Here is a 7,181-nt window from a genome sequence, read left to right as displayed (position 1 = left end):
CCCCCCAGGACAATAGCCAGTAAATAGCTGCTGTGAGTCCAAAATTCGGATATTTGCAACAACTGAAGACTAATTGCCAGCAAAAGCAGCATTCCTGATAGCAGAGTGGACAGATAATATTTATTACTCTTCCATAGAGAGATTCTCTCTTCTGCAGCGGGATTTCCCTCTTCGCTCCCCCGGTATCCCATTTTTTCTATTACGCCCAAGACTTCGGACAGGGGAATCTGGTGGCTGATTTTCATTTTGGAAGCGGCAAAGTTCACCCGGGCTTCTTCTACCCCGGAGATAGCCAGTATGCTTCTCTCCAATTTAGCGGCACAATCAGCGCAATCCAGCCCTTCCAGACGAATAACGCTGCTCTTGCTGTCGGAAAATGTCTCCTGGATACGCCCCGGTGAATCTGTCCAGTTGCCTACTTTGCCAGGAACAGCTAGTTGCTCTTCCCTTACTTCATATCCCAGCCCCCGCAGCGATTCCATGATCCGGGTGGTATCGGTGATAAAGGGGTTATAGCCATATTCCAGTCTGCCCGTTTCGGCCTCGAAATGGACTTTGACAACTCCGGGCCATCCTCGCATCTTCTCTTCTAGTCTGCTGCTCTCATCAAGCACTCCCGGAGCAAAAAGGCGCAAACAACCTTGTTCTGCGATGTCTTCTATTCGTATAGCCATTCCCGACAAATTGTGCACCTCCTTTATCAATAAGAAAGTGAGGGGTAAGGAGTTAACATACCAGTTGCATCTTAGCGTTCAAGTACAAGCGGATTCACTTTTTATCGGTGCTGGTGTCCTCCTCCCGGTTCTCAGATATCTCTCCTTTATATTGGTTTACAGTTTATCAGATACGCTGAGCGCCGGGCGCGATGGGGATTAGCAAGAAAAGTTTTCTCCTCACTCATTAACATGCTCCAATCCCTGGGCAAAAAGAGTTCTGACATGATCATCCGCCAGGGAATAGTAGACTACCTTCCCTTCCCGGCGAAACTTGACCAGCTTCTGACTGCGAAGTACCCGCAGCTGGTGCGATACCGCCGAATCAGACATCTCAATAACGGCCGCCAGGTCACAGACACATAGTTCCTGCCGCATCAGAGCAGAGAGTATTCTTAGCCTGGTCGCATCCCCCAGGGTTTTGAAAATATCCGCCAAAGCCGTTACCGTATCTTCCGCCAGCCTCTCCCGGCGGGCCAGCTTCACCTTATCCTCATGAATACACTGGACTTCACAGCAATCTTCCCCAGCCGTTGTCATTGTATCCCTCACTCCCAATCCTACATTTGAATAATTGTTCATATGTTAGTTTTATTATCACCTTTTCCAGCAGAATAATCAAGCAAAAAAAAGAGCAGGGGCAAGGTATAAACTTTATTATTGCCGAGCAGGAGAAAAAGGAATTATTATTTGTGGTCAAAATTAAAAACCGAATACTTTGGCACAAAAAACTAAAAACCGCGGGAAAACCCGCGGTTATAGATATTCCTTTGGTACGGAAGCGTGATTAATATTACTTCCTTAATTCCATCTCCCATTCGTTTTTGTCATCTTCTTTCATGGTTACCTGGTAGCCGCTGGTGCGGGCCAACTTGCTCACATTTTCCTTGGACACGCTGCTGGTTCCTACCACCAGTAATTCCCTTACTCCCTTATCCATAAGTTTCTTGGTTTTAATCACCGGCATGGGACAGCTCAAACCTCTGACATCCACCTTTTCCATTTTCCCCGTCCCCCCTTAATCTTCCTGGAAGGCAAAGCCAATGGCCGCCACTACGACTATTCCTACAATGCAGGCTATCTGCCCGTAAATCCCCGGTCCTCCGGAACTCGCTACCACCCCGTCCGCCACTTTCATGGCTCCGGAGGCAAACATGAAGTTATGACATATAGCAGCACCTACAATCATACCCACCACGACTGTAGCTGCATCGGTATCTCCTTCTCCGGACAAGATCAACTGTCTCAAGGGGCAACCGCCTAACAGAGTAGCCGTCAATCCTACCAGGTAAAGCCCGAGGAAATTCCACAAGTGCATGGTATGAGCCACCGGTTGCGGAGCGAAACCAGTTTTGAAGAAGCCAAAAGCTATATTTAAAAGCAGGGCCCCCACAAATATACCGATGAAGCCTAGTAAAAGGGTATTATCCCGAATCAGCATGAAGTCTCTGATTCCACCGCTCAAGCAGAGACGAACCCGCTGGGCCAGTATCCCCACCAAAAGTCCGGCGCCCAGACTAAAAGCCAGCGGAGCAAACATACTGCCTGGTCCTTCGGCGCTGAAGAACAGGGGTCCCCCCGCATCAGGGTTAAAGACCGTAGCCTTCAACAAGATGAATAAGAAAAAAGCCATAATAAGGGGCAGAACAAATCCTCCCGCCTGAGAATGGCTGTATTCGGCCCGTCCCAGGTTAAAACCCCTTTTTAAAAAGAAAACTCCTGTTCCTACTCCAAAAACAAAACCAATAAAAGCAACTACTGCATTGTAATCTCCCCCGGCCATACGCAGTACATCCCGCAAGGGGCAACCTAAAAATACCAGAGCTCCGATCATCATGAATACTCCCAGGATGAAGCGCACCAAAGTGGCCGAGCCTCCCCGGGATTTGAACTCCCCGGCAAAAAGAGAAGCCAGCAGAGCACCCAGAACCATCCCAATAATTTCCGGCCGCATGTATTGAACCACACCAGCCCGGTGCAATCCAATCGCCCCGGCAATGTCCCGTTCAAAACAAGCGATACAGAAACCCATGTTGGGTGGATTCCCCAGTTTGACCAGGGCTACCGCAATTGCCCCAATTATCAAACCGACACTCAGTACAAACCATTTTGTCCTGTCCAAAACAATCCCTCTCCCTTCATATATAACAATAAGTTATATATTAAATGTTATATAATTATATTTCGGGATGCTGTTGATTTATTCCTGCCTGTAGGGCAAATTTTTTTAATGATTTTGTTGGAAAAGCGGAAAAGGTCTTATGAATTGAAAGTTTACATAATTGAACTGTCCATAAATAGCGGGCAAGACGGATAAAGAAGCAAAAGAAGCACAATTAATTGTGCTTCTAAAATCCTTCCCTAATTGTCAAATTGTTTAAAAGTCCTTAATCATTTCCCAGATCATCAGCTTCACTTCTTATCGCAGAGCTCTTGAAATCGCAATGCTCTCCTTCTCTGATTTCTCTCTGTCGCCGACGGCAGTAACCCGCACCCATGCAGTAGTTGCCTCCTTCGATGCGTATAGCTTTACCGCTGCTCAAAGCAAAGGCGATTTTAGCCCGGGCTTCAACCAGTATCCTTTGAAAAGTAGGACGGGAAACCTGCATTCTCCTGGCACAATCTTCCTGCTCCAGGCGCAAATGATCCTTCAAGCGGATGGCCTCCAGTTCTTCCACCTTTATTTGCACTTCTTCCAAACGCGACAACGGTATACCTGCCGGTTTGAAACACTCCACCCGGGGCATGTATTCGACTCGGCGACACCTGGGTTCCCGTGCCATTTCCTTCTCTCCTGTTCTTATCCATTAAGCTGAGCCAGCTTGGACCCTACTTGGTTTTGATTCTAGCCCGGTTTTGAACATATGTCAACGCAAGCAATAGCAAAGCAGGCTTTAAACCCAAAAAAAGGCCACCCCCCCCTGCTAACCCGGCTTCTTAGCGCTCAATCCGGTTGCGACCCTCCCTTTTGGCTCGGTACAGCAACTGGTCGGCCCTTTCTATGTAATCGGCCATTTCTTCCCCCTGGTGCTGGCTGATTCCGATGCTTACGGTGATTCCTTCCTCACTTTCCTCGAAGCCCTCCGCTTCAACCTGCTGACGTATTCTCTCCGCCACCTGCATTCCGTTATTTAGATTGGTCTGCGGTAAAACAATTAGAAATTCTTCTCCTCCATAACGCCCGGCTATATCGATACTGCGCAAATTTCTCCTTATTATTTGGGACACCTCTACCAGTACCACATCCCCTACCTGATGACCAAATTCATCATTAATGCTCTTAAAATGATCAATATCCAGCATCATTATAGTCAAATCTTGTTGGTAGCGATTGGCCCGCGCTATTTCCAATTGCAGCTTTTCCATCACCTGCCTGTGGTTATACAATCCGGTAAGGCTGTCCGTGACCGCCTGAACTTTAAGAATTCTATTCAGCTCACGCAGTTGCTGGTTTTTTTCCTCCAGTTCTTCTTCCATCCTTATTCTCTCCGTAATATCATGGAATACCATTAACAGAAGTTTCCTATCCCTGACCTGAATCAAATCAGCGGATAGAAGACCAGGCACTTCCTGACCCTCTTTTGACCTGAACTTGCTTTCTATGTTCCTGATCCTTTTCTGTTCCAATAACATCTTCTGGATATGCAGTCTCTGCGATACGCTTAATACTCCCAGCTCAGAGCAACTACGCCCAATAACCTCTTCCCGGTTGAATCCCAGGGTATTCAAAAAACTCTCATTAATATCCAGATAAATCGATTCATCGAAAGTAGTAATACTCATGAGGGAGGGATTCAGACAAAAAGCATGGGAAAACATCTCCTGGGACAAATCATCAGATATGGCTTGAGACAAACCCAATAACAGTTTTTTCCTGTTCCAGCCTTCTTCGAGCAGCCGGGGTTCAAAGGAAAGCCTCTTCGTAGACTTTTCATTATCTTCCCGGGCGGTTTTTATCTCGCTAATATCATGCAGGGCTACCCCCAAAATACCAGGCTGGGGACTGAATAATACCAGCAAAAGCCATTTACTTGACGCTGGAGCATAACACTCCCGTCTTTCCTTATTGCCCTCCGGTCGAATACGGTCTAATAGCCCTCGCCAGTCAAATATACCTGGGAACAAATCCTGGAGGCCCCGGTCAATAATATCCATTTTATTAAGCCCAGTTAACTTGATAAAAGCGGGATTAAATAAAAACAGCTCAGCGTCTTTAGCTTTAGCTTCCCGGTCGATAATAAACCGAAAAAAAGCCAGGCCATGATTCAAATTTTCCAAAACAGCCTGGTAAAAGTCCAGGGGAAAATGCATCGCTCTCTTCCTTTCACATAGGGAAATGGGAGAGTTTATCTTGTTTTAAATTAAGAATGATGATTCCTGCATATTTCCTTTTTTAAGGAATTATAACACTTCCCTGCTGATTCTGCAAAGCGGATTAAGCCCTGAATCTTGGTGCAGAGCTCGAGTTATGAAGGGCCATGATGTGAATCCTTCTTTCCGTAAGAGCAGCCTTATTGTATTATACTTGGAAAAGGAATGATTCATGCTATGATTGATTTAACCCTCGTGCGGCAATATATCATGAATATATCACGGTGACGATTCTTCTGATATATCATAAGGAAGGTGTCACTGCAAAAAGTAATAAATATGCATTAGTGTGCATAAATATACCGCTCAGCTACCTTAATAGCGACCGAAGGTATGTAGGGAACGACCCCCGTGTCGTTCCGAATCAGGCGCAACAACCTTAATAGCGACTGCCAAGGCATTGTAAGGGCGGTCTTCGACCGCCCGCTTTTACCTTCGCCAGCGTTTTGTATATTCATGCAACCCTTATGCAACAAAAAGGGGTTTTTGCAGTGACATCAAGGAATAATTATTACAAAAGTGAGGAGTAAGGGGTGAGGGCTCCCGGTTTTTTCCTGCAACATCTTACTGTTCAAGCACCTATTAACTCACTTTTCGGCGGTTGTGTCCACCGGAACACTGGAGTTAAATTATAAAATGATTTAGGATTAAAATAAAAAAGGAGATTGGTATATATGATATCGGAAAAAATTCGCCATGATATTAAAAACGCTTCCTGGATAAGAGCCATGTTCGAGGAAGGAAACAGATTGCGCCAGCTATACGGGGAGGACAAGGTCTTCGACTTCAGCCTGGGCAACCCGGATTACGAACCCCCGCTGGCGGTACAGGAAAAGCTGCGGAAACTAATAATGGAAGAATCCCGAGGCCTGCACCGCTATACGGCCAATGCCGGCTACCCGGAGGTTAGAGAAAAGATCGCCGACAAACTGCGGGAAGAAACGGGTAAAGCTCTAACCCTTGATCATATCGTAATGAGCTGTGGAGCCGCCGGAGGCCTCAATGTGGTTCTGAAAACCATCCTTGACCCCGGCGAAGAAGTTATCGTCTTCTCCCCCTACTTTGTGGAATACGGCTTTTATGTGGACAACCACGGGGGTAAAAGCGTGGTGGTACCGACCGACCTTAACTTCCTACCAGACCTGGAGGCCCTGGAAAAAAGCCTGAGTCCGCGCTGCAAGGCTATCATACTTAATTCCCCCAACAACCCCAGTGGTGTGGTCTACGGTGAAAGCACCCTTAAGGCCCTGGCCGCTATCCTGGAACAAAAAGAAAAAGAATATGGCCACAGTATTATGGTGATTTCGGATGAGCCCTATACCAAACTGGTCTATGATGATACCGTGGTTCCGCCGCTGATGAAGTTTTTCCCCCACTGCATTCTGGTCAATTCCTTCAGCAAATCCCTGGCCCTGCCCGGCGAGCGCATAGGCTACATCGCCGCCAGCCCGGATATCGAGGATATAGAAACCCTGATGGCCGGCCTCAGCTTTGCCAACCGCACCCTGGGCTTTGTCAATGCCCCTTCCTTATTTCAGAAGCTGGTAGCCCTGTCCCTGGATGAGCTTCCCGATACCAGTGAATACCAGCGGCGCCGCGACTTCTTCTACGGGCAACTAACGAAACTGGGCTTCTCCTGTGTCAAACCGCAGGGGGCTTTTTACCTCTTCCCCCGCTCCCCCCTGCCCAATGATATTGAATTTGTGCAAAAGGCTTTGAAATACAATCTTTTGCTGGTTCCCGGAAGCGGTTTTGCCTGCCCCGGCTATTTCCGCATAGCCTATTGTGTAGATTTTAAAACCATTGAAAACTCGATACCCGCTTTTGCCGCCCTTGCAGAAGAGTTAAAGCAATAAGTAACTTTGCAGGGTGGAACACCAGGAGTACCCGGCGGGGACGTTTCTATGCCCCTCTATGCCCAGATAAATGTTAAGAGAGCAGCTACACTGGTAAAGATGAGAGCTATGAGAAGGGCAATTTTGATGACTTGCGACTCGATACCCATACTATCTATGGTAGCAGCAGCATTCTGCAGTTTGGCCGGGGAAATAACACTGGCCAAACCAGCACTGATAGCCGTTCCGGCAGTCACCACCA

General features: G+C 47.2%; 7 protein-coding genes and 1 pseudogene. 1 reads left to right on the top strand and 7 read right to left on the bottom strand.

The annotated features are described in order from the left end of the window. From PHP87_RS09730 to PHP87_RS09705, 6 genes are all read right to left on the bottom strand, one after another. On the bottom strand, positions 1-674 hold a 674-nt coding region (locus tag PHP87_RS09730), incomplete at its 3' end, for a heavy metal-associated domain-containing protein (protein WP_299920765.1). A gap of 219 nt (positions 675-893) precedes the next feature. After that, positions 894-1,253, bottom strand: a complete 360-nt coding sequence (locus tag PHP87_RS09725; RefSeq protein WP_299920762.1) for a metalloregulator ArsR/SmtB family transcription factor — start codon at positions 1,251-1,253, stop codon at positions 894-896. A gap of 253 nt (positions 1,254-1,506) precedes the next feature. Beyond that, a complete protein-coding gene (locus PHP87_RS09720; RefSeq protein WP_299920757.1) occupies positions 1,507-1,716 on the bottom strand; it encodes a sulfurtransferase TusA family protein in 210 nt (69 codons plus the stop codon). 15 nt (positions 1,717-1,731) lie between these two features. Beyond that, on the bottom strand, positions 1,732-2,835 hold the full coding sequence (gene yedE / locus PHP87_RS09715; protein ID WP_299920754.1) for a YedE family putative selenium transporter: 1,104 nt from the start codon (positions 2,833-2,835) through the stop codon (positions 1,732-1,734). Positions 2,836-3,100: 265 nt separating this feature from the next. Next, on the bottom strand, positions 3,101-3,496 hold the full coding sequence (locus PHP87_RS09710; protein ID WP_299920751.1) for a DUF134 domain-containing protein: 396 nt from the start codon (positions 3,494-3,496) through the stop codon (positions 3,101-3,103). 154 nt (positions 3,497-3,650) lie between these two features. Next, positions 3,651-5,024, bottom strand: coding sequence for a diguanylate cyclase (locus PHP87_RS09705; RefSeq protein WP_299920748.1), 1,374 nt, complete (start codon positions 5,022-5,024; stop codon positions 3,651-3,653). 734 nt (positions 5,025-5,758) lie between these two features. Between PHP87_RS09705 and PHP87_RS09700 the strand changes: the two genes are divergently transcribed. After that, complete coding sequence (locus PHP87_RS09700; protein WP_299920745.1) at positions 5,759-6,940, top strand: pyridoxal phosphate-dependent aminotransferase; 1,182 nt, start codon at positions 5,759-5,761, stop codon at positions 6,938-6,940. Positions 6,941-6,996: 56 nt separating this feature from the next. On the opposite strand, the pseudogene PHP87_RS09695 reads toward PHP87_RS09700, so the two are convergent. After that, positions 6,997-7,181, bottom strand: a pseudogene (locus PHP87_RS09695) (L-lactate permease); the annotation flags it as partial.

The sequence above is a fragment of the Syntrophomonas sp. genome (assembly GCF_028707975.1).
Lineage (GTDB): Bacteria > Bacillota > Syntrophomonadia > Syntrophomonadales > Syntrophomonadaceae > Syntrophomonas.
The sequence above is the reverse complement of the archived record's forward strand: the minus strand, read 5'-3'. Positions and strand labels throughout refer to the sequence as shown.